Annotated in this window: 16 protein-coding genes; 12 read left to right on the top strand and 4 right to left on the bottom strand. The window is 60.8% G+C overall.

From position 1 onward, the window contains the following. Positions 1-69: 69 nt before the first annotated feature. Entirely contained in the window at positions 70-438 is a 369-nt protein-coding gene (locus tag BLU24_RS22225; protein ID WP_090282134.1) for a YkgJ family cysteine cluster protein, read from the bottom strand. Positions 439-739: 301 nt separating this feature from the next. On the opposite strand from BLU24_RS22225, the gene BLU24_RS22220 reads away from it, so the two are divergent. Then, positions 740-2,089, top strand: coding sequence for a spinster family MFS transporter (locus BLU24_RS22220; protein WP_093103966.1), 1,350 nt, complete (start codon positions 740-742; stop codon positions 2,087-2,089). A 184-nt stretch (positions 2,090-2,273) separates the two neighbouring features. On the opposite strand, the gene rapA is transcribed toward BLU24_RS22220, so the two are convergent. Then, positions 2,274-5,120, bottom strand: coding sequence for an RNA polymerase-associated protein RapA (gene rapA / locus BLU24_RS22215; RefSeq protein WP_093103963.1), 2,847 nt, complete (start codon positions 5,118-5,120; stop codon positions 2,274-2,276). A 239-nt stretch (positions 5,121-5,359) separates the two neighbouring features. On the opposite strand from rapA, the gene BLU24_RS22210 reads away from it, so the two are divergent. From BLU24_RS22210 to ccoM, 3 genes are all read left to right on the top strand, one after another. Further along, on the top strand, positions 5,360-5,701 hold the full coding sequence (locus BLU24_RS22210) for an aspartate-semialdehyde dehydrogenase (RefSeq protein ID WP_090282137.1): 342 nt from the start codon (positions 5,360-5,362) through the stop codon (positions 5,699-5,701). A 106-nt stretch (positions 5,702-5,807) separates the two neighbouring features. Then, positions 5,808-5,969 (top strand): hypothetical protein, encoded by a 162-nt coding sequence (locus BLU24_RS27850; RefSeq protein ID WP_090282138.1) that lies wholly within the window; start codon positions 5,808-5,810, stop codon positions 5,967-5,969. Between the two features lie 144 nt (positions 5,970-6,113). Further along, positions 6,114-6,227 carry a cytochrome c oxidase subunit CcoM gene (ccoM, locus tag BLU24_RS28135; protein WP_016771346.1) on the top strand — a complete coding sequence of 38 codons (114 nt, stop codon included), beginning with the start codon at positions 6,114-6,116 and terminating at the stop codon, positions 6,225-6,227. Between the two features lie 1,006 nt (positions 6,228-7,233). On the opposite strand, the gene BLU24_RS22200 is transcribed toward ccoM, so the two are convergent. Both BLU24_RS22200 and BLU24_RS22195 read right to left on the bottom strand, forming a co-directional pair. Continuing rightward, positions 7,234-8,709, bottom strand: a complete 1,476-nt coding sequence (locus BLU24_RS22200) for an inorganic phosphate transporter (RefSeq protein ID WP_093103960.1) — start codon at positions 8,707-8,709, stop codon at positions 7,234-7,236. 371 nt (positions 8,710-9,080) lie between these two features. Continuing rightward, a complete protein-coding gene (locus tag BLU24_RS22195) occupies positions 9,081-9,281 on the bottom strand; it encodes a hypothetical protein (RefSeq protein WP_008080067.1) in 201 nt (66 codons plus the stop codon). A 630-nt stretch (positions 9,282-9,911) separates the two neighbouring features. Here BLU24_RS22195 and pcaR point away from each other — a divergent pair. The 8 genes from pcaR (at position 9,912) to BLU24_RS22155 (ending at position 18,345) form a co-directional block, all read left to right on the top strand. Further along, positions 9,912-10,754, top strand: coding sequence for a pca regulon transcriptional regulator PcaR (gene pcaR, locus BLU24_RS22190; protein ID WP_090282140.1), 843 nt, complete (start codon positions 9,912-9,914; stop codon positions 10,752-10,754). A gap of 294 nt (positions 10,755-11,048) precedes the next feature. Next, entirely contained in the window at positions 11,049-12,395 is a 1,347-nt protein-coding gene (locus BLU24_RS22185) for an MFS transporter (protein ID WP_093103957.1), read from the top strand. A gap of 270 nt (positions 12,396-12,665) precedes the next feature. Beyond that, complete coding sequence (locus tag BLU24_RS22180; protein ID WP_093103954.1) at positions 12,666-13,523, top strand: CoA transferase subunit A; 858 nt, start codon at positions 12,666-12,668, stop codon at positions 13,521-13,523. Further along, positions 13,523-14,302: a CoA-transferase subunit beta gene (locus BLU24_RS22175; protein WP_093103951.1), complete on the top strand. Its 780-nt coding sequence runs from the start codon at positions 13,523-13,525 to the stop codon at positions 14,300-14,302. The genes BLU24_RS22180 and BLU24_RS22175 overlap by 1 nt, the downstream gene beginning before the upstream one ends. Next, the gene (pcaF, locus tag BLU24_RS22170) at positions 14,299-15,504 is read left to right on the top strand and encodes a 3-oxoadipyl-CoA thiolase (protein WP_172833291.1); all 1,206 of its coding nucleotides are present in this window, start codon (positions 14,299-14,301) and stop codon (positions 15,502-15,504) included. The genes BLU24_RS22175 and pcaF overlap by 4 nt, the downstream gene beginning before the upstream one ends. A 36-nt stretch (positions 15,505-15,540) precedes the next feature. Further along, the gene (gene pcaH, locus BLU24_RS22165) at positions 15,541-16,245 is read left to right on the top strand and encodes a protocatechuate 3,4-dioxygenase subunit beta (RefSeq protein ID WP_093103945.1); all 705 of its coding nucleotides are present in this window, start codon (positions 15,541-15,543) and stop codon (positions 16,243-16,245) included. 1 nt (position 16,246) lies between these two features. Continuing rightward, the gene (gene pcaG, locus BLU24_RS22160; protein ID WP_093103943.1) at positions 16,247-16,813 is read left to right on the top strand and encodes a protocatechuate 3,4-dioxygenase subunit alpha; all 567 of its coding nucleotides are present in this window, start codon (positions 16,247-16,249) and stop codon (positions 16,811-16,813) included. Positions 16,814-17,049: 236 nt separating this feature from the next. Continuing rightward, the gene (locus BLU24_RS22155) at positions 17,050-18,345 is read left to right on the top strand and encodes an MFS family transporter (protein WP_093103940.1); all 1,296 of its coding nucleotides are present in this window, start codon (positions 17,050-17,052) and stop codon (positions 18,343-18,345) included. Positions 18,346-18,349: the final 4 nt, after the last annotated feature.

Here is an 18,349-nt window from a genome sequence, read left to right as displayed (position 1 = left end):
GCGCAAGCGGTAGTGGCACATTGGCGCTAATGATTTTGGCATTAGCATCATAGCGATTCGCGCTAAGACTCAGGCAATACGCTCAAGTGGCAGATCGTTCCAGTGCGGGTCAAGCGGCGGCAGACCATGCGCGGCGCGGGCCTTGTCGCAGTCGGGGTTGTGTTCACCGTTCTCCCACGACGCTTCGAATTCGCGGCAGGGGCTCGAGCGATTTTCATAGATCGTGCACGCTACTTTGCTGCCGACTTCCCCTGCCAGCGAGATGCAGCGCGTGGGTTTGCGATCAGTGCCGATCATTGCCACACGGCTCGGGGTGATTTGCTCGACCAGTTCATCAGGTACCGTACCGCCGGAGGATGCGCATTCACCCCAGAAAAAAGACACGCGAAAATGGGAACAGCAGGCACCGCAATTCAGACACGGACTGACTTCAGACATGGGCGAGGGTATCAAAGGGATTGATCGGCAGATCCGGACGGATCCGGCGGCCATTCTAGGCTTTGCCATGGACTTGGGAAGGGGGGCGCGAAAGTATTTTTTTGTGCCCGGATTTTGCCGTGAAAGCCCGGTATGGCAGGGGATTTCAGCGTTATCAAGGGCTTACGTTTCGTTACAGTGCGATGGGCCGATATCAGGCTGACGAATGATCACAGACAGCCCTCGCGCGGCTGACTAGATTGCAGGTTCCGGGCTCGAACGCGCTGGCAGTGAAGCCCCATAACAATAAAGAGACGGACCCATGCAGAACTCGACCCAAGCGGCGAATGCCTGGCGCATTCTGTTTTTACTGTTCCTCGCCAACCTGTTCAATTTCTTCGACCGTACCATTCCGGCGATCATCATCGAACCTATCCGCATGGAATGGCACCTCAGCGACTTTCAGCTGGGCATCATCGGCACTGCCTTCACCATCGTTTACGCCATTGCCGGCCTGCCACTCGGGCGCATGGCCGACACCGGTTCACGCAGCAAACTGATGGGCTGGGGTTTGGCGACCTGGAGTGCACTGACTGCGGTCAACGGTATGGTCGGCAGTTTCTGGAGCTTCCTGATCGTGCGCATGGGCATCGGCATCGGCGAAGCCAGTTATGCGCCAGCGGCCAACTCGCTGATCGGCGATCTGTTTCCGGCGCACCGTCGGGCGCGGGCCATGGGCATTTTCATGCTTGGCTTGCCGCTTGGGCTGCTGCTGGCGTTCTTCACCATCGGCGCGATGGTCAAGGCGTTCGACAGCTGGCGCGCGCCGTTCTTTATCGCCGCGGTGCCGGGGCTGATCCTTGCGGTGTTCATGTTCTTCATCAAGGAACCCAAGCGCGGCGCGGCGGAAACCGTGCAAGTCTCGCAAGAGAAAGTCGACAAGCCAATTCGTCGCGTGCTGGCGGTGCCGACGTTTCTGTGGCTGGTCATGGCCGGGCTGTGCTTCAACTTCGCGACCTATGCCTGCAACTCGTTTCTGGTGCCGATGCTGCAACGCTTCTTCCTCATGCCGTTGCAGGAAGCGGCGGTGGCCACCGGGATCATTGTCGGCGTGACCGGGCTGGTCGGGCTGACCTTGGGCGGCTGGATCGCTGACAAGATTCACCAGCGCGTGGCCAGCGGGCGACTGCTGTTTGCGGCGTTCAGTCTGATCATCTCGACCCTGTGCACGGCGTGGGCGCTGCATGCCGGGCGAATCGAGATCGGCGTGTTCGTCGCAGTGTTCAGTGTTGGCTGGCTGTTCGCCTATAACTTCTACACCTGCGTGTACACGGCGATTCAGGACGTTGTCGAACCGCGCCTGCGCGCGACGGCGATGGCGTTGTTCTTTGCCGGGCTGTATCTGCTCGGCGGTGGTTTGGGGCCGGTGGTGGTCGGTGGTTTGTCGGACCATTTTGCGCACACGGCGATGCTGTCGGCGGGGGCGGAACAGATGACCGAAGCGTTCAAGGCGGTCGGCTTGCATGACGCGATGTACCTGATTCCGGTGGCGCTGTTTCTGACCATGGTGTTTCTGTTTCTGGCCTCGCGGTGTTTTGTGCGGGATGCGCAGCGGATGAAGGAGGGGTTGGTGGCTGTGGTTGAGCCAGGTGCTGCGGCGGCGACTGCCTGACCGCAATCGCTGGCAAGCCAGCTTCCACAGTGACCGAGTCGTACACATAATCTGTAAACAACCCGAAACCTGTGGGAGCTGGCTTGCCAGCGATGAGGCCATCAGCTTCAGCTAATAAATTACAGGCAAACAAAAGGCCCGCATCGCTGCGGGCCTTGTTGTTTTCAGCGGTGGAGCGGGGCGGTTAGCCCGCCACCAACACCCGAATCGCTTCCAGACGCAGCGCCGCTTTATCCAGCATCGCCAGACCCTGCTCGCGCTGAGTGCGCAACGCTTCCAGTTCGCTGTCACGCACGGTCGGGTTGACCGCTTGCAACGCGGTCAGGCGCGCCAGTTCTTCGTCGGTGTCGGCGGCCAGACGACGACGCGCCTCGGCCACGCGCTCGGCGTGACGCGGGGCGATCTTGTCTTCGCCGGCGTTGATCCGCGGCGTCAGCTGATCGCGCTGGGCCTGGATGAACTTGTTGGCGCTGGCGCGCGGCACGCTTTCCAGCTGATCGTTAAGGGTTTCGAAGGACACCCGTGGCGACAGGTCGTTACCGTTGGCATCGAGCAGGCAGCGCAGCGCCGCCGGCGGCAGGTAGCGGCCCAGTTGCAGCGAACGCGGTGCGACCACTTCGCTGACATACAGCAGTTCCAGCAACACGGTGCCCGGTTTCAACGCCTTGTTCTTGATCAGCGCGACGGCGGTGTTGCCCATCGAACCGGACAACACCAGGTCCATGCCGCCCTGCACCATCGGGTGTTCCCAGGTGATGAACTGCATGTCTTCGCGCGACAGCGCCTGGTTACGGTCGTAGGTGATGGTCACGCCTTCGTCGTCGCCCAGCGGGAAGCTGGCGTCGAGCATTTTCTCGCTCGGCTTGAGGATCAGGGCGTTTTCCGAATGGTCTTCGCTGTCGATGCCAAACGCGTCGAACAGGGTTTCCATGTAGATCGGCAGGGCGAACTGGTCGTCCTGCTCAAGGATCGCCTCGACCAGCGCTTCACCTTCGCCAGCGCCACCGGAGTTGAGTTCCAGCAGACGGTCGCGACCAGTGTGCAGCTCGGCTTCCAGACGCTCACGCTCGGCGCGTGCTTCGTCGATCAGCGCTTGCCACTCGCCGTCGTCGGCTTCTTCGAGCAGCGGCAGCAGGCGCGGGCCGAACTGATGCTGCAAGGCATTGCCGGTCGGGCAGGTATTGAGGAATGCGTTCAGCGCTTCGTGGTACCACTGGAACAGGCGCTCTTGCGGGCTGGTTTCCAGGTACGGCACGTGCAGTTCGATGATGTGCTTCTGGCCGATCCGGTCGAGACGACCGATGCGCTGCTCGAGCAGGTCCGGGTGCGACGGCAGATCGAACAGCACCAGGTGGTGAGCGAACTGGAAGTTGCGACCCTCACTGCCGATTTCCGAGCAGATCAGCACTTGCGCGCCGAACTCTTCGTCGGCGAAGTAGGCCGCGGCGCGGTCACGCTCAAGGATGTTCATGCCTTCGTGGAACACCGTGGCCGGGATGCCGGAGCGCACACGCAGGGCGTCTTCCAGATCCATTGCGGTTTCAGCGTGGGCGCAGATCACCAGCACTTTGGTGCGCTTGAGCATCTTCAGCTGGTCGATCAGCCACTCGACGCGCGGGTCGAATTTCCACCAGCGTTCTTCTTCGCTGGCCTCCGGCTGGGACTGGAAGCTGACTTCCGGATACAGCTCGGCATGCTCGCCCAACGGCAGTTCGAGGTATTCGTCGGGGCATGGCAGTGGATAGGGGTGCAGCTTGCGCTCCGGGAAACCCTGCACGGCCGCACGGGTGTTACGGAACAGCACGCGGCCAGTGCCGTGGCGATCAAGCAATTCACGCACCAGACGCGCGCTGGCTTCGGTGTCGCCATCGTTGACCGCGGTCAGCAAGGCTTCGCCTTCGTTGCCGAGGAAACCGTGAATGGTTTGGTGCGCTGCGGGCGAGAGGCGGCCCTTGTCGAGCAGTTCCTGAACCGCTTCGGCGACCGGGCGATAGTTGTCGCTCTCGGCGCGGAACGCCGCCAGATCATGAAAACGGTTCGGGTCGAGCAGGCGCAGACGGGCGAAGTGGCTGTCCTGACCGAGTTGTTCCGGGGTGGCGGTGAGCAGCAGCACACCGGGAATGACTTCGGCCAGTTGTTCGACCAGCGAGTATTCCGGGCTGGCTTTTTCTTCGTGCCAGACCAGGTGGTGGGCTTCGTCGACCACCAGCAGATCCCAACCGGCAGCGAACAGTGCGTCCTGAGCCTTTTCGTCGTCGACCAGCCATTCCAGCGCGACCAGCGCCAGTTGCGTGTCTTCGAACGGGTTGGTGGCATCGCTTTCGATGAAGCGTTCTTCGTCGAACAGCGCGACCTGCAGGTTGAAACGGCGGCGCATTTCCACCAGCCACTGGTGCTGGAGGTTTTCCGGAACGAGGATCAGCACGCGGTTGGCGCGGCCGGACAGCAGTTGGCGGTGGATCACCAGACCGGCTTCGATGGTTTTACCCAGGCCTACTTCGTCGGCCAGCAGTACCCGCGGCGCGATACGGTCGGCGACTTCACGGGCGATGTGCAACTGGTGCGCGATCGGCTGTGCGCGCACGCCGCCCAGGCCCCAGAGCGAGGACTGCAACTGGCGGCTGGTGTGTTCAAGGGTGTTGTAGCGCAGGGAGAACCACGGCAGCGGATCGATCTGCCCGGCGAACAGACGGTCACTGGCCAGACGGAACTGAATGAAGTTCGACAGCTGGGTTTCCGGCAGGGTGACGGCTTCGTTCTGCGCGTTGAGACCGTGATAGACCATCAGCCCGTCGACGTCGTCGACTTGCTGCACGGTCATCTTCCAGCCTTCGAAGTGGGTGATGCTGTCACCCGGCGAGAACCGCACGCGGGTCAGGGGCGCATTCCGTAGCGCGTACTGGCGGGTTTCGCCAGTGGCCGGGTAAAGCACGGTCAACAAGCGGCCGTCCTGTGCCAGAACGGTGCCTAAACCAAGCTCTGCTTCGCTGTCACTGATCCAGCGTTGCCCCGGTTGATACTGCTGCGCCATGCTGCCTGACTCCCACCTTGAAAAAGCGGGCTATCTTAACGGAATGACGGCTTCAGGGCCAAAGGAATAGGAGCAGTGGCGAGCTTTTAGCTGCAGGCTGCAAGCGGGTACCGGAGCGTCAGGCGTCGGTTTTTTCCAGCGGCGGGGCACCTGTGGGTGCCAACCGGGTCACAAGTTTGCGACGGGCGGCTCAAGGCGCCTGTACCGCAGCCGATAGCCTGCACACAGGAGACCTATATATGTTGCCACCGATGCTCCCCTTGAGCGCCGTGCCGATCACTTCCCAGCAGGATCCGATCCGCCAGCGGCCGGACATCCCTCCGGTGGTGCCGGTGCAGGAAAGCTCCAACGAAAGCACGATCGATCTGCAAAAACGCAATCCCGAAGAGGATGGCCTGTTGCTGCGCGAGGAACAGCGCCGCCAGCAGGAGCGCGAGCGTCGGCGTCGCGAGGCCGATGAAGACCCGGAAGAACATCTGGCCGTACCCGGTACCGAACTCAATGCCGACAACACCGTGCCAGTGGTACCGCTGATGGACGATCAGCCGCGTCAGGGGTTGTGGGTCGATATCGAGATTTGATTGCGGTGCCGGTGTGGCTGGTCAGCGCCGGCGTCAGGCGGCATGATGGGCGCAGTCCTGCCGGTGATGTGGCAGTTGTGTTCTTTTTCTTCGATGTACTGATGCCATGAGCCAAGACGACAAACTGATCGACCTCAGCAGCGAGCGCGCCAAGCGTGTGCATGACCTCAACGAGAAGCGCCTGAACGAAGTCCGCCAGGCGTTCGAGCAGGCGATGCCGTTGGGGAAAGCCAGGAAAAAGTCGAAGAACAAGCCGAAAAAGCGCTGATCTCCCCTGCGTTCTTTGACGCAGGTCATTTAGTTTCCCCCTCGTTTCTCTCTTTGTTGCGGACATTGATCCTGGTCAATGTGCGTGTCTGTGTGTCTGCTAATTTGCACTCATCGCAGTAAAGCAGGGGCCAGGAGGCCAGTCATGTTTTTCGATAACGTGGTGTTTGCCGGGGTCCTGACGGTTGGGCTGATGGTGCTGTTTTTTGCAGGGTTTGGATTTTTTATCTGGAAGGATGCGCATAAGCGGCGCAAGTGAGTTCTTCTGGGTTGATGGGCACGCAAGGCATTTTGGGGCGACTTCGGTTGCCCCTTTTTTTTTGGGCCGTGGCGGCCTTTGGGCCGACCAGGCTCTTGGGGTTTTGGGTGAATATCCGTTGCTTCGGGTGCTGCTTCTGGCGGTTTCGCCCTTACGGCGAGTCCCTTTTTCAGACGCCAAAAAGGAACCAAAAGGCTTTGCTCCTACGTCCGGCCCCTCGCAAGCTCGGGGTCCCTTCGCTCCGGGATCGATCCGGGCGCAGCGGCTACGGTTTGCTTCGCTGCACCTCCTTCCGCTGTGTCTGGCTGCGCCAGACGGTCGCTACGCTCCCACGCCCGGATCAATCCCTCCACTCAGCCTTCCGATGTCGCTGGTTAGGCAAGATCAAGAGCACTCGAGCTGGCGCTCATTGTTGAGTGGTTTGAAGCGGCGCTTGGCTTGGGATTTGTTTTGGATTCGCCCCTCACCCCAGCCCTCTCCCGAGGGAGAGGGGGCCGATTTTCGTGCTTTTCAAATTGTGCATTCAACTCGATATCCCAGGTTAGCGTATCTCCCACATCCACCACGGTCGGTTCCCTCTCCCTCCGGGAGAGGGCTAGGGTGAGGGGCTTTTGATTTTGCTCCGGCTTTTGATCTTGATCTGGCTTTTGATCTTTTGCCCCTTCGGAAGGCTGAGTGAAGGGATCGATCCGGGTGTGGGAGCGTAGCGACCGTACGACGAAGTCGTACACAGCGGAAGGAGGTGCAGCGAAGCAAGCCGTAGCCGCTGCGCCCGGAGCGATTCCGTAACGAAGGAACCCCGAGCCCCAGCGAGGGGCCGAACGCCGGGGCAAAGCCTTTTGGTTCCTTTTTGCTGGGCCGGCACTCCGGCGTTTGAAAAAGGGACTCGCTGTAAGAGCGAAACCGCCAGCAGCAGCCCCCGCAGCAACGGATATGCCCCCAATCCCAACTCCAAAAAAAAGGCGCGATTCCAAAGAATCGCGCCTCCTTCACAAGCAGCTGAAGATCAGCTACCCAACGCCTTGGACGCCAGCCAGAACAACCCGGCCGACAACGCCACCGTCGCTGGCAAGGTCAACACCCACGCCAGCAAAATGGTCTTGACCGTGCCACCCTGCAAGCCGCTCTTGTTGGCAACCATGGTCCCGGCCACACCCGAAGACAGCACGTGAGTGGTCGATACCGGCAGGCTGAAAATGTTGGCCATGCCGATCAAACTGGCCGTCGTGATCTGCGCGGACATGCCTTGGGAATAGGTCATGCCTTGCTTGCCGATCTTCTCGCCAATGGTCAGTACCACGCGCTTCCAGCCCACCATGGTGCCCAGGCCCAAGGCCAGGGCGACTGCCAGAATCACCCAGAACGGGGCGTATTCGGTGGTGGTGGTCAGGTCTTTGCGCAGCTTGTCGAGGTCAGCCTTTTCACGGGCTTCGAGGCCTGGTAGCTTGCCGACTTTCTTCGCCGTGTCGTCCAGGCACAGCAGGTAACGACGTACCTCAATGCGGCTTTCCGACGACAGCGAATGGTAGTCCGCTACACCTTTAAGAGTGTGCAGGAGGGCGGAAATGGTCGGTTCGGTCTGCTGCGGGTTGCAGCGGAACTTCTCCGGCAGGTCGCCTTCCACGCTTTTGCCCAGGGCGAGGAATTCACCCAGCGAATCGGCGTTGCGCTGGTAGAACTGGCTCAGGTGCAGAGTCGCGTCGCGGGTGCGTTCGATCTGGTAGGTGGTGCTGTTCAGGTCGAGCACGAACTGCGCAGGCACGATGCCGATCAGTACCAGCATGATCAGGCCGATGCCTTTCTGGCCATCGTTGGAACCGTGCACGAAGCTCACGGCCATGGCCGAGATCACCAGGACCAGACGGTTCCAGAATGGCGGGTGTTTCTTGTCGTCGATCTTGCGGCGCTGTTCCGGCGTCTTGTGCATCTTCGACAGCGGGCGCCACCACTTCAGGCCGATCAGCACCAGTGCGGCGATCAGGAAACCGGCCATCGGCGAGAACACCAGCGAGGCGCCGATGTCGATCGCTTTCTGCCAGTTCACCCCATCTCTCAACGGGATGTCGTTGATCAGCGCGTTGGCCAGGCCGACACCGAGGATCGAGCCGATCAGGGTGTGCGAGCTGGAAGCCGGGATACCGAAGTACCACGTGCCCAGATTCCAGGCGATGGCCGCGGCGAGCAGCGAGAAGACCATTGCCAGGCCATGGCCGGTGTTCACATTGATCAGCAGTTCCACCGGCAGCAGGTGGACGATGGCATACGCCACGCCAACGCCGCCCAGCAGCACGCCGAGGAAATTGAACACGCCGGAAAAGAACACTGCCAGATGCGGCGGCATGGCTTTGGTGTAGATAACAGTGGCTACCGCGTTAGCGGTGTCATGAAATCCATTGATGAACTCGAAGGCGAGGACAAACGTCAGGGCGAGCAAGAGGCTCACAAGCACCCAAGCATCCAGTCCGCTGAATAAATCGATCATGAAGGTTTTCTGACCCGGTCGTAAGGGGGCGCGATTATGCCAGAAAAGACAGGAAATCGATGCCCTGTCTGCTCACTGGTCACACTCTTCTTCAAGTTAATTTGTTGCAGCGCGTTAAAACCAAGCGGTGCGCAGGGTTTTTCAAGTCATTGATTATATTAATAAAATTGGCGTTTTGCCGGCATTTTCAAAGACTGGGCGAACGCTCAAACGCTTGTCTGAAATATCTGTGAAACCTGTAGGACGTCTGTCATCAGCCTGTCAGACGCGAGGATTGCCGCTGCCCGCGGGTAGCGGGCGCGCAAGGCATCGTCGTTTCACCGCGCTTGTAAATGGTGCGGACGCAAACCTTCAAAAACCGCCGCCTGTGTTCAAGGCTCCTCGGCTTTGAGCTCCTTTTCGATTTTTTCGATTTCCTGCTTGAACACCTGATCCTGAACGGTAGGGCGCTTGCGCCAGGCTTTGCGTTCCGGTTCGGGCTGTGCGGCGTAGGTGGTGACTTCCCCGCCGTAAACTTCCTTGTAACGTTGTTCCTGGCGCTCAAGTTCCGCGCGCAGTTCGTCTTTCGTCACAGTGATACCTGTATGAGTTGAGTTGTAAGTCTGGTGAAACGCATGGCAACGAATCGCTCGAGCGCCCCCCCATTTCAATGCCTGAACAGGCATTAGTTGAATCGGCGAGCGAACGGGACTTTCGTCTGTCAGGCGGCTACGGCACCCGATAAAACTGACGCAGCATCAGTTTCCTGTTTCGGCGAACGCAGGCGTTGCATGAAAAATGGCGTCTGGCGCTGGCCGGGCTGTCGGTGATGGACATCACCTCAGCGGGTGGCGATCCGGGTCAATGAAGACGGGGCGCCACTGAGGTGCATTATAGCCATCGATTCAGGAATGACTATCTTTGCCAAGTTAAAAACGGTTCTGAATGTGTGGGGGCCTGGTTGCGCGCAAGTTTATTTAGTTGCACTGCGTGCTGGGAACTATTTGCCGGATGATCAGTTTTTGGCGCCATTAAATGAATAACTAACGCATCCATCTAAAACGGGCGTGGTCGAAACGGGCACGTTGACTCGGCGCGAGATGACGGATTGCGATTATCGGTCGACGGTTCGATAATCGCCCAATGTTGCGTTCTCAGCGCTTGTGCATTCGCCTGTGAGCCGTTTGTATAGCCACTGATCCGAGCCGGACCAAGGACCTTGAATGAACGATCAAATGCGCAATTCCTTCACTTCCGTGGCGCCGCCGATCGTCGCTTCGCCGGCCAAGCGTATCCAGGCCCTGACCGGCGATCCGGATTTCATGACCTCATTGGCCCGCGGTCTGGCGGTGGTGCAGGCTTTTCAGGAGCGCAAGCGCCACCTGACCATCGCCCAGATCAGCCACCGCACCGAGATCCCTCGCGCGGCGGTGCGCCGTTGCCTGCACACGCTGATCAAGCTCGGCTACGCCACCACCGACGGTCGCACCTATTCATTGCTGCCGAAAGTGTTGACCCTCGGCCACGCCTATTTGTCATCGACGCCGCTAGCCGTGTCCGCGCAACCGTACCTCGACCGCATGAGCGAGCAGCTGCATGAAGCCTGCAACATGGCCACGCTCGAGGGCGACGACATTCTGTACATCGCCCGTTCGGCTACGACCCAGCGGCTGATTTCGGTTGACCTGTCGGTGGGCGGGCGGCTGCCGGCGTATTGCACGTCGATGGGGCGCATTTTGCTGGCAGCACTCGACGATACGTCGCTGGGCGAATATCTCGACCACGCGGAACTGGTGGCCAAGACCAGCCGCACGATCCATACCCCTGACGCCTTGCTCGCCTGCCTGCAAGAGGTGCGGCAGCAGGGTTGGTGCATCGTCGATCAGGAACTGGAACAGGGCCTGCGCTCGATTGCCGTGCCGGTGTATGACGCGTCCGGTCAGGTGGTTGCGGCGCTCAATGTCAGCACCCACGCCGGACGAGTCAGCCGCAGCGAACTGGAGCAGCGCTTTTTGCCGGGCCTGCTCAGCGCCAGTCGCGACCTCAGTGCGCAGTTGTTTGCCTGATGAAGCTGTTCGATAAACGCACAGTGTTGCGTTTATCGAATTGACGCTAAAACCCTCGGATCATTAATGTCGCGGCAGCGTCATCCGGCGCTGACCAGCAGAGTCAGCCCGGACTGCCGACTCCGATAATAATGACAAGAGGCACCTCACCATGCGCATGTTCCCCGACTGTCTGCCTTGCCGACTCTGTTGCCGGATGCAACGCGACGCCTGATTCAAACCCTCTATTCTCATGACCGTGCCGCCCGTTGGCCGGCCATCGTTCGACTGCGTTTTTTGCGTGGAATAAAAATAATGAACCAGCCTCAGTCCGCTGTGGGTAACTGCCTCGATGTGCAGACCTTCATCAATGCCCAACCGATCTCGCGCTACCAGTGGCGGGTGGTAATCCTGTGTTTCCTGATTGTCTTTCTCGATGGCCTCGACACCGCCGCCATGGGTTTCATCGCCCCGGCGTTGTCGCAGGACTGGGGTATCGACCGCGCCAGTCTCGGCCCGGTAATGAGCGCCGCGCTGATCGGCATGGTCTTCGGTGCCCTCGGTTCCGGCCCGCTGGCTGACCGCTTCGGCCGCAAAGTGGTGCTGGTCGGCGCCGTGCTGCTGTTCGGCGCTTTCAGCCTGGCGTCGGCTTACAGCACCAATGTCGAACAACTGCTGGTGCTGCGTTTCTTGACCGGTCTCGGCCTGGGCGCGGGGATGCCGAACGCCACCACCTTGCTCTCGGAATACACCCCGGAGCGCAAGAAATCACTGCTGGTGACCAGCATGTTCTGCGGCTTCAACCTGGGCATGGCTGGCGGCGGGTTCATTTCCGCCAAGCTGATTCCGGCTTTTGGCTGGCACAGCCTGCTGCTGATCGGTGGGGTGCTGCCGCTGATCCTTGCTGTGGTCCTGTTGTTCTGGCTGCCGGAATCGGCGCGTTACCTGGTAGTGCGCAACCGTGGCACCGACAAGGTGCGCAAGACGTTGGCGCCGATCGACCCGGTGACCGTGGCCCAAGCCTCGAGCTTCAGCGTGCCGGAACAGAAAACCGTCAAGGCGCGCAACGTCTTCGCGGTGATTTTCTCCGGCACCTACAGCACCGGTACCTTGCTGTTGTGGCTGACCTATTTCATGGGTCTGGTCATCGTTTACCTGCTGACCAGTTGGCTGCCGACGCTGATGCGTGACAGCGGCGCGAGCATGGAACAGGCCGCCTTCATCGGCGCGTTGTTCCAGTTCGGTGGGGTGTTGAGCGCGGTGGGAGTGGGCTGGGCCATGGACCGCTTCAACCCGCACAAGGTCATCGGCACGTTCTACCTGCTGGCCGGGGTGTTTGCCTACGCGGTAGGGCAGAGCCTGGGCAACATCACCTTGCTCGCGACTTTGGTGCTGGTGGCGGGGATGTGCGTCAACGGCGCGCAATCGGCGATGCCGTCGCTGGCGGCACGCTTCTACCCGACGCAAGGCCGCGCCACCGGGGTTTCGTGGATGCTCGGGATTGGCCGCTTCGGCGCGATTCTTGGCGCGTGGATGGGCGCGACGCTGCTGGGCCTGGGCTGGAATTTCGAGCAGGTGCTGACAGCGCTGGTGATTCCGGCCGGGTTGGCGACCGCGGCGGTGGTGATCAAGGGCATGGTCAGCCATGCGGATGCGACCTGAGTTTTAAGGTCAGGATTTCTGTGAATGTTCTGGTCTCATCGCGAGCAGGCGAAGGCCTACATTTGGAATGCGTTCCCCTGTAGGCCTTCGCCTGCTCGCGATGCTTTTGATTCGATTGTTAGGGGAACAACAATCCGTTCGATAAACGAACACTCAGTCGATTATCGGATTGTTTGGCCATTTCCCCAGGCTTAATCTTCAGTGACTTCGGCGCTGAACCTCGCGCCTTTTTATCACTGGCGATTCACTACAAAAACGGGAGCCCGCTCCATGGCTGAGATCCTTTCGCTGCACGACGCGGTGAAGCAATTCGTCAACGATGGCGACACCGTCGCGCTCGAAGGCTTCACGCACCTGATCCCTACCGCAGCGGGTCATGAAATCATTCGTCAGGGCAAGAAAGATCTGACGCTGGTGCGGATGACGCCCGACCTGATCTACGACCAACTGATCGGCGCCGGTTGCGTACGCAAGCTGATTTTTTCCTGGGGCGGTAACCCGGGCGTCGGTTCGCTGCATCGTCTGCGCGATGCGGTCGAGAAACAGTGGCCGCATGCGCTGGAAATCGAAGAACACAGCCACGCCGACCTGGCCAACGCCTACGTCGCGGGCGCGTCCGGCCTGCCGTTCGCGGTGCTGCGCGCCTACGCTGGCTCCGACCTGCCGAAGGTTAACCCGCTGATCAAAACCGTCACCTGCCCGTTCACCGGCGAAGTGCTGGCGGCCGTGCCGTCGGTGCGCCCGGACGTCACCGTGATCCATGCGCAGAAAGCCGACCGCAAGGGCAACGTGCTGTTGTGGGGCATTCTTGGCGTGCAGAAAGAAGCCGCTTTGGCGGCCAAGCGTTGCATCGTCACCGTCGAAGAAATCGTCGACGAGCTCAACGCACCGATGAACGCCTGCGTCCTGCCGACCTGGGCGCTGAGCGCGGTCTGCCATGTGCCCGGCGGCGCGCATCCGTCCTACGCTCACGGTTACACCGAGCGTGACAATCGGTTCTATCAGGCGTGGGACCCGATCGCTCGGGACCGTGAGACGTTTACCGCGTGGATCGACGAATACATCCATGGCTGCGCTGATTTCAGCGAATTCCAGGCCAGGTTGGCCGCTGCTTCGGAGGCCAAGTAATGACTTACACCACCAATGAAATGATGACCGTTGCCGCGGCGCGGCGCCTGAAGAACGGCTCGGTGTGCTTCGTCGGCATCGGTCTGCCATCAAAAGCCGCCAACCTTGCGCGTCTGACTTCGTCGCCGGATGTGGTGCTGATCTACGAGTCGGGCCCGATCGGTGCCAAGCCGAGCGTGTTGCCGCTGTCCATCGGTGACGGCGAGCTGGCCGAGACTGCAGACACCGTGGTCCCGACCGGTGAGATTTTTCGCTACTGGCTGCAGGGCGGACGCATCGATGTCGGTTTTCTGGGTGCCGCGCAGGTCGACCGTTTCGGCAACATCAACACCACCGTGGTCGGCGATTACTTCTCGCCGAAAGTGCGCCTGCCGGGCGCCGGTGGCGCGCCGGAGATCGCCGGTTCGGCGAAAAGCGTGTTGATCATCCTTAAACAGTCGGCGCGTTCGTTTGTCGACAAGCTCGATTTCATCACTTCGGTCGGCCATGGCGAGGGCGGCGATTCACGCAAGCGTCTGGGCCTGCCGGGCGCCGGGCCGGTGGGGATCATCACCGACCTGTGCATCATGGAACCGGAGGAGGGCACCCATGAATTTGTGGTGACCGCGCTGCATCCGGGCGTGACCCGCGAGCAAGTGGTCGCCGCCACCGGTTGGGCGATTCGTTTTGCCGACAATGTTGAAACCACCGCTGAGCCGACCGAAGTCGAGCTGACCGCGCTGCGCGATCTCGAAGCGCGCACCGCCGCCGCCCACGGTCAGGCACCGGGAGAAGCATGATGCGTGACGTGTATATCTGCGACGCGATTCGCACCCCCATCGGCCGTTTTGGCGGTGGCTTGTCCGCCGTGCGCGCCGACGATCTGGCCGCCATACCGATCAAGGCCTTGATGGAGCGCAACCCATCTGTCGACTGGACTGCCGTCGACGAGGTGTTCCTCGGCTGCGCCAACCAGGCCGGCGAAGACAACCGCAACGTCGCGCGCATGGCCCTGTTGTTGGCAGGTCTGCCGGACAGCGTGCCGGGCGTGACGCTCAATCGCCTCTGCGCTTCGGGCATGGACGCGATCGGTACGGCGTTCCGGGCAATTGCCAGCGGCGAGATGGAGCTGGCGATTGCCGGCGGCGTCGAGTCGATGTCGCGCGCGCCGTTCGTGATGGGCAAGGCTGACGCGGCGTTCTCGCGCAACATGAAACTGGAAGACACGACCATTGGCTGGCGTTTCATCAACCCGTTGATGAAAGCGCAATATGGCGTCGACGCGATGCCGCAAACCGCTGACAACGTCGCCGACGACCATAAAGTCTCGCGCGAAGATCAGGACGCGTTTGCCTTGCGCAGTCAGCAACGTACCGCCGCCGCGCAGGCCGCCGGCTACTTCGCTGAAGAAATCGTCGAGGTGCGCATCGCTCACAAGAAGGGCGAAACCGTGGTCAGCCAGGACGAACACCCGCGCGCCGACACTACGATTGAAGCGTTGGCCAAGTTGAAACCGGTCAATGGTGCGGACAAAACCGTTACCGCCGGCAATGCTTCCGGGGTCAACGATGGCGCCGCTGCAATGATTCTGGCTTCTGCCGAAGCGGTAAAAAAACACGGCCTGACCGCCCGCGCAAAAGTGCTCGGCATGGCCAGCGCCGGCGTCGCGCCGCGGGTGATGGGGATCGGCCCGGTGCCAGCGGTGCGCAAACTCACCGAGCGTCTCGGTGTGGCGGTCAGCGATTTCGACGTGATCGAACTCAACGAAGCGTTTGCCAGCCAGGGTCTGGCGGTGTTGCGCGGACTGGGGCTGGCGGATGACGCGGCGCAGGTCAACCCGAACGGCGGCGCAATTGCCCTCGGCCACCCGTTGGGCATGAGCGGGGCGCGACTGGTATTGACCGCGCTGCATCATCTGGAAAAGACCGGCGGCAAGAAAGGTCTGGCGACCATGTGCGTCGGTGTTGGCCAAGGTCTGGCCCTGGCCATCGAACGCGTCTGACGCGTTGCGGCATCTATAAGAACTGAGGAAAGCGAAATGACTGACAAGCCTGGTTACCGTCGCCCGCAGGCAGGCACCCAGCCTGAGTACCTGCACCCGACCTACCAATCCACCAACCTGCGCTCGCCGTCCAAGCCATTGGTGCATCTGCCGCACTCGCTGTCGGAAATCACCGGGCCGACCATTGGCGCCGAGCGCCTGGTGGAAAATGACCACGACCTAACCGCCCAGCATGAAGGCGAGCCGTTGGGCGAGCGCATCATCGTTCACGGCCGTGTGCTCGATGAAGACGGTCTGCCGGTGCCGGGCATTCTGGTGGAGATCTGGCAGGCCAATGCCGCCGGTCGCTACAACCATGCGCGCGACCTGCACGACGCACCGCTTGACCCGAACTTCACCGGCACCGGCCGCACCGTCACCGACGCCGATGGCTGGTACCAGTTCCAGACCATCAAGCCCGGCGCCTATCCGTGGGGCAACCACCACAATGCGTGGCGTCCGGCGCATATCCACTTTTCGCTGTTCGGGCCGAGCATTCTCACGCGTCTGGTCACGCAGATGTACTTTCCCGGCGACCCGCTGCTGGTGTACGACCCGATCTACAACTGCGTGCCGGACACCTCGGCCAAGGAACGCCTGATCGCTGCTTTCGATCTGGAAAAAACCATTCCGTCCTACGCCCTCGCTTACCGCTGGGACATCGTGCTGCGCGGGCGTGAAGCCACGCCGATGGAGAAATAAGATGACGCTCAATGCGACCACGTCCCACACCGTCGGGCCGTATTACCACATCGGTCTGACCTGGCTGAACCGCGAAGACCTCGCCAATGAGCAGACCCTCGGCGAACGCCTGGCGATCACTGGGCAGGTGGTGGATGGCAACGGCGATGTTGTCAACGACGCCATGCTCGAAGTCTGGCAGGCCAACGCCGCGGGCAAGTACGACCACCCCGAAGATCATCAGGACAAGCCGCTGGACCCAAACTTCGAAGGCTTCGGCCGGGTACCGGTAGACGGCGAAGGGCGGTTCCGTTTCACCACGATCAAACCGGGCAGCGTGCCGGGTCTGAAAGGCACGACCCAGGCGCCGCATTTGGTGGTGCTGGTGTTTGCCCGTGGCCTGGTCAAGCACTTGCTCACGCGGATCTACTTCGAAGGTGAACCGGCCAACGTCGATGACCCGCTGCTCGAATGCGTACCCGCCGAACGCCGTCAGACCTTGCTGGCCAAGCCGGATGCGTCAGGCGTTTATCAATGGAATGTGATCCTGCAGGGCACCGAGGCCGAGACAGTGTTCTTCGATTACTGAACAACACCGCCAACCCCTCTAGGAGTGAGCCTGCTCGCGATTGCGGTGTGTCAGGTTTGAATTGTCTGAATGACACACCGCAATCGCGAGCAGGCTCACTCCTACAAGGGAAACGGTGTAGTTGAATGCGTGATCGTCCCACGCTCTGCGTGGGAACGATCAATAGACACCCGATGTGGAACGGGACTGTTGCAAAGTATGTCTAGACTCTCACCGTCCCTTTCGAGTGAAAAACAATGACCACCACCACTTCCCATTACACCGGCGAGGAGCGCAGCAAGCGCATCTTTGCCATTGTCGGCGCCTCGTCCGGCAACCTCGTCGAATGGTTCGACTTCTACGTCTACGCCTTCTGCGCGATCTATTTCGCCCCGGCGTTTTTCCCTTCCGACAACCCGACGGTGCAACTGGTCAACACCGCTGGCGTGTTCGCCGCTGGCTTCCTGATGCGCCCGATTGGCGGTTGGATTTTCGGCCGGGTCGCCGACAAGCACGGGCGCAAGAAATCGATGCTCATCTCGATTCTGATGATGTGCTTCGGCTCGCTGCTGATCGCGTGCCTGCCGACCTATAACTCCATCGGCGTCTGGGCGCCGATCCTGTTGCTGTTCGCACGGCTGCTGCAAGGTCTATCGGTCGGCGGCGAGTACGGCACTACCGCGACTTACATGAGCGAAGTCGCGCTCAAGGGCCAGCGCGGATTTTTCGCCTCGTTCCAGTACGTGACCTTGATCGGCGGGCAACTGCTGGCGGTGTCGCTGGTGGTAGTGCTGCAGCAATTTCTCAACGAAGACGAACTGCGAGCCTACGGCTGGCGGATTCCGTTTGTGGTCGGTGCGGTGGCGGCGCTGATTTCGCTGTTCCTGCGGCGCTCGTTGAAGGAAACCACCAACGAAGAAACCCGCGCGCACAAAGATGCCGGCAGCATCAGCGCACTGTTCCGCGATCACAAGGCCGCGTTCATCACCGTGCTCGGTTACACCGCCGGTGGCTCGCTGATTTTCTATACCTTCACCACTTACATGCAGAAGTACCTGGTGAATACCGCGGGCATGCACGCCAAGACCGCCAGCTACATCATGACCGGCGCGCTGTTCTTGTATATGTGCATGCAGCCGCTGTTCGGCATGCTCGCCGACCGGATCGGCCGACGTAATTCGATGCTCTGGTTCGGCGCCCTCGGTACGCTGTTCACCGTGCCGATTCTGCTCAGTCTGAAAAGCGTCAGCAGCCCGTTCCTCGCCTTCGTCTTGATCACCGCGGCGCTGGCGATCGTCAGCTTCTACACCTCGATCAGCGGTCTGGTGAAAGCCGAAATGTTCCCGCCGGAAGTTCGCGCCCTCGGCGTCGGGCTGGCCTACGCGGTGGCCAACGCGATCTTCGGTGGCTCGGCGGAATTCGTCGCCCTGAGCCTGAAAAACATCGGTATGGAAAACTCGTTTTACTGGTACGTGACGGCGATGATGGCGATCGCGTTCCTGTTCAGTTTGCGCTTGCCGAAACAGGCGGCGTATTTGCACCACGATCTCTAACCCG

This window comes from Pseudomonas sp. Z003-0.4C(8344-21) (assembly GCF_900104975.1).
Lineage (GTDB): Bacteria > Pseudomonadota > Gammaproteobacteria > Pseudomonadales > Pseudomonadaceae > Aquipseudomonas > Aquipseudomonas granadensis.
Note: the sequence above shows the minus strand (reverse complement) of the source record. Positions and strands in the feature narration are given on the sequence as shown.

Bases quoted from the DNA above. Each gene is read 5' to 3' on its own strand.
- BLU24_RS22220 (WP_093103966.1), top strand. From the start codon at position 740: ATGCAGAACTCGACCCAAGCGGCGAATGCCTGGCGCATTCTGTTTTTA.
- pcaG (WP_093103943.1), top strand. From the start codon at position 16,247: ATGACGCTCAATGCGACCACGTCCCACACCGTCGGGCCGTATTACCAC.
- BLU24_RS22210 (WP_090282137.1), top strand. From the start codon at position 5,360: ATGTTGCCACCGATGCTCCCCTTGAGCGCCGTGCCGATCACTTCCCAG.
- rapA (WP_093103963.1), bottom strand. From the start codon at position 5,120: ATGGCGCAGCAGTATCAACCGGGGCAACGCTGGATCAGTGACAGCGAA.
- pcaH (WP_093103945.1), top strand. From the start codon at position 15,541: ATGACTGACAAGCCTGGTTACCGTCGCCCGCAGGCAGGCACCCAGCCT.
- pcaF (WP_172833291.1), top strand. From the start codon at position 14,299: ATGATGCGTGACGTGTATATCTGCGACGCGATTCGCACCCCCATCGGC.
- BLU24_RS22200 (WP_093103960.1), bottom strand. From the start codon at position 8,709: ATGATCGATTTATTCAGCGGACTGGATGCTTGGGTGCTTGTGAGCCTC.
- BLU24_RS22185 (WP_093103957.1), top strand. From the start codon at position 11,049: ATGAACCAGCCTCAGTCCGCTGTGGGTAACTGCCTCGATGTGCAGACC.
- BLU24_RS27850 (WP_090282138.1), top strand. From the start codon at position 5,808: ATGAGCCAAGACGACAAACTGATCGACCTCAGCAGCGAGCGCGCCAAG.
- BLU24_RS22225 (WP_090282134.1), bottom strand. From the start codon at position 438: ATGTCTGAAGTCAGTCCGTGTCTGAATTGCGGTGCCTGCTGTTCCCAT.
- ccoM (WP_016771346.1), top strand. From the start codon at position 6,114: ATGTTTTTCGATAACGTGGTGTTTGCCGGGGTCCTGACGGTTGGGCTG.
- BLU24_RS22175 (WP_093103951.1), top strand. From the start codon at position 13,523: ATGACTTACACCACCAATGAAATGATGACCGTTGCCGCGGCGCGGCGC.
- BLU24_RS22155 (WP_093103940.1), top strand. From the start codon at position 17,050: ATGACCACCACCACTTCCCATTACACCGGCGAGGAGCGCAGCAAGCGC.
- pcaR (WP_090282140.1), top strand. From the start codon at position 9,912: ATGAACGATCAAATGCGCAATTCCTTCACTTCCGTGGCGCCGCCGATC.
- BLU24_RS22180 (WP_093103954.1), top strand. From the start codon at position 12,666: ATGGCTGAGATCCTTTCGCTGCACGACGCGGTGAAGCAATTCGTCAAC.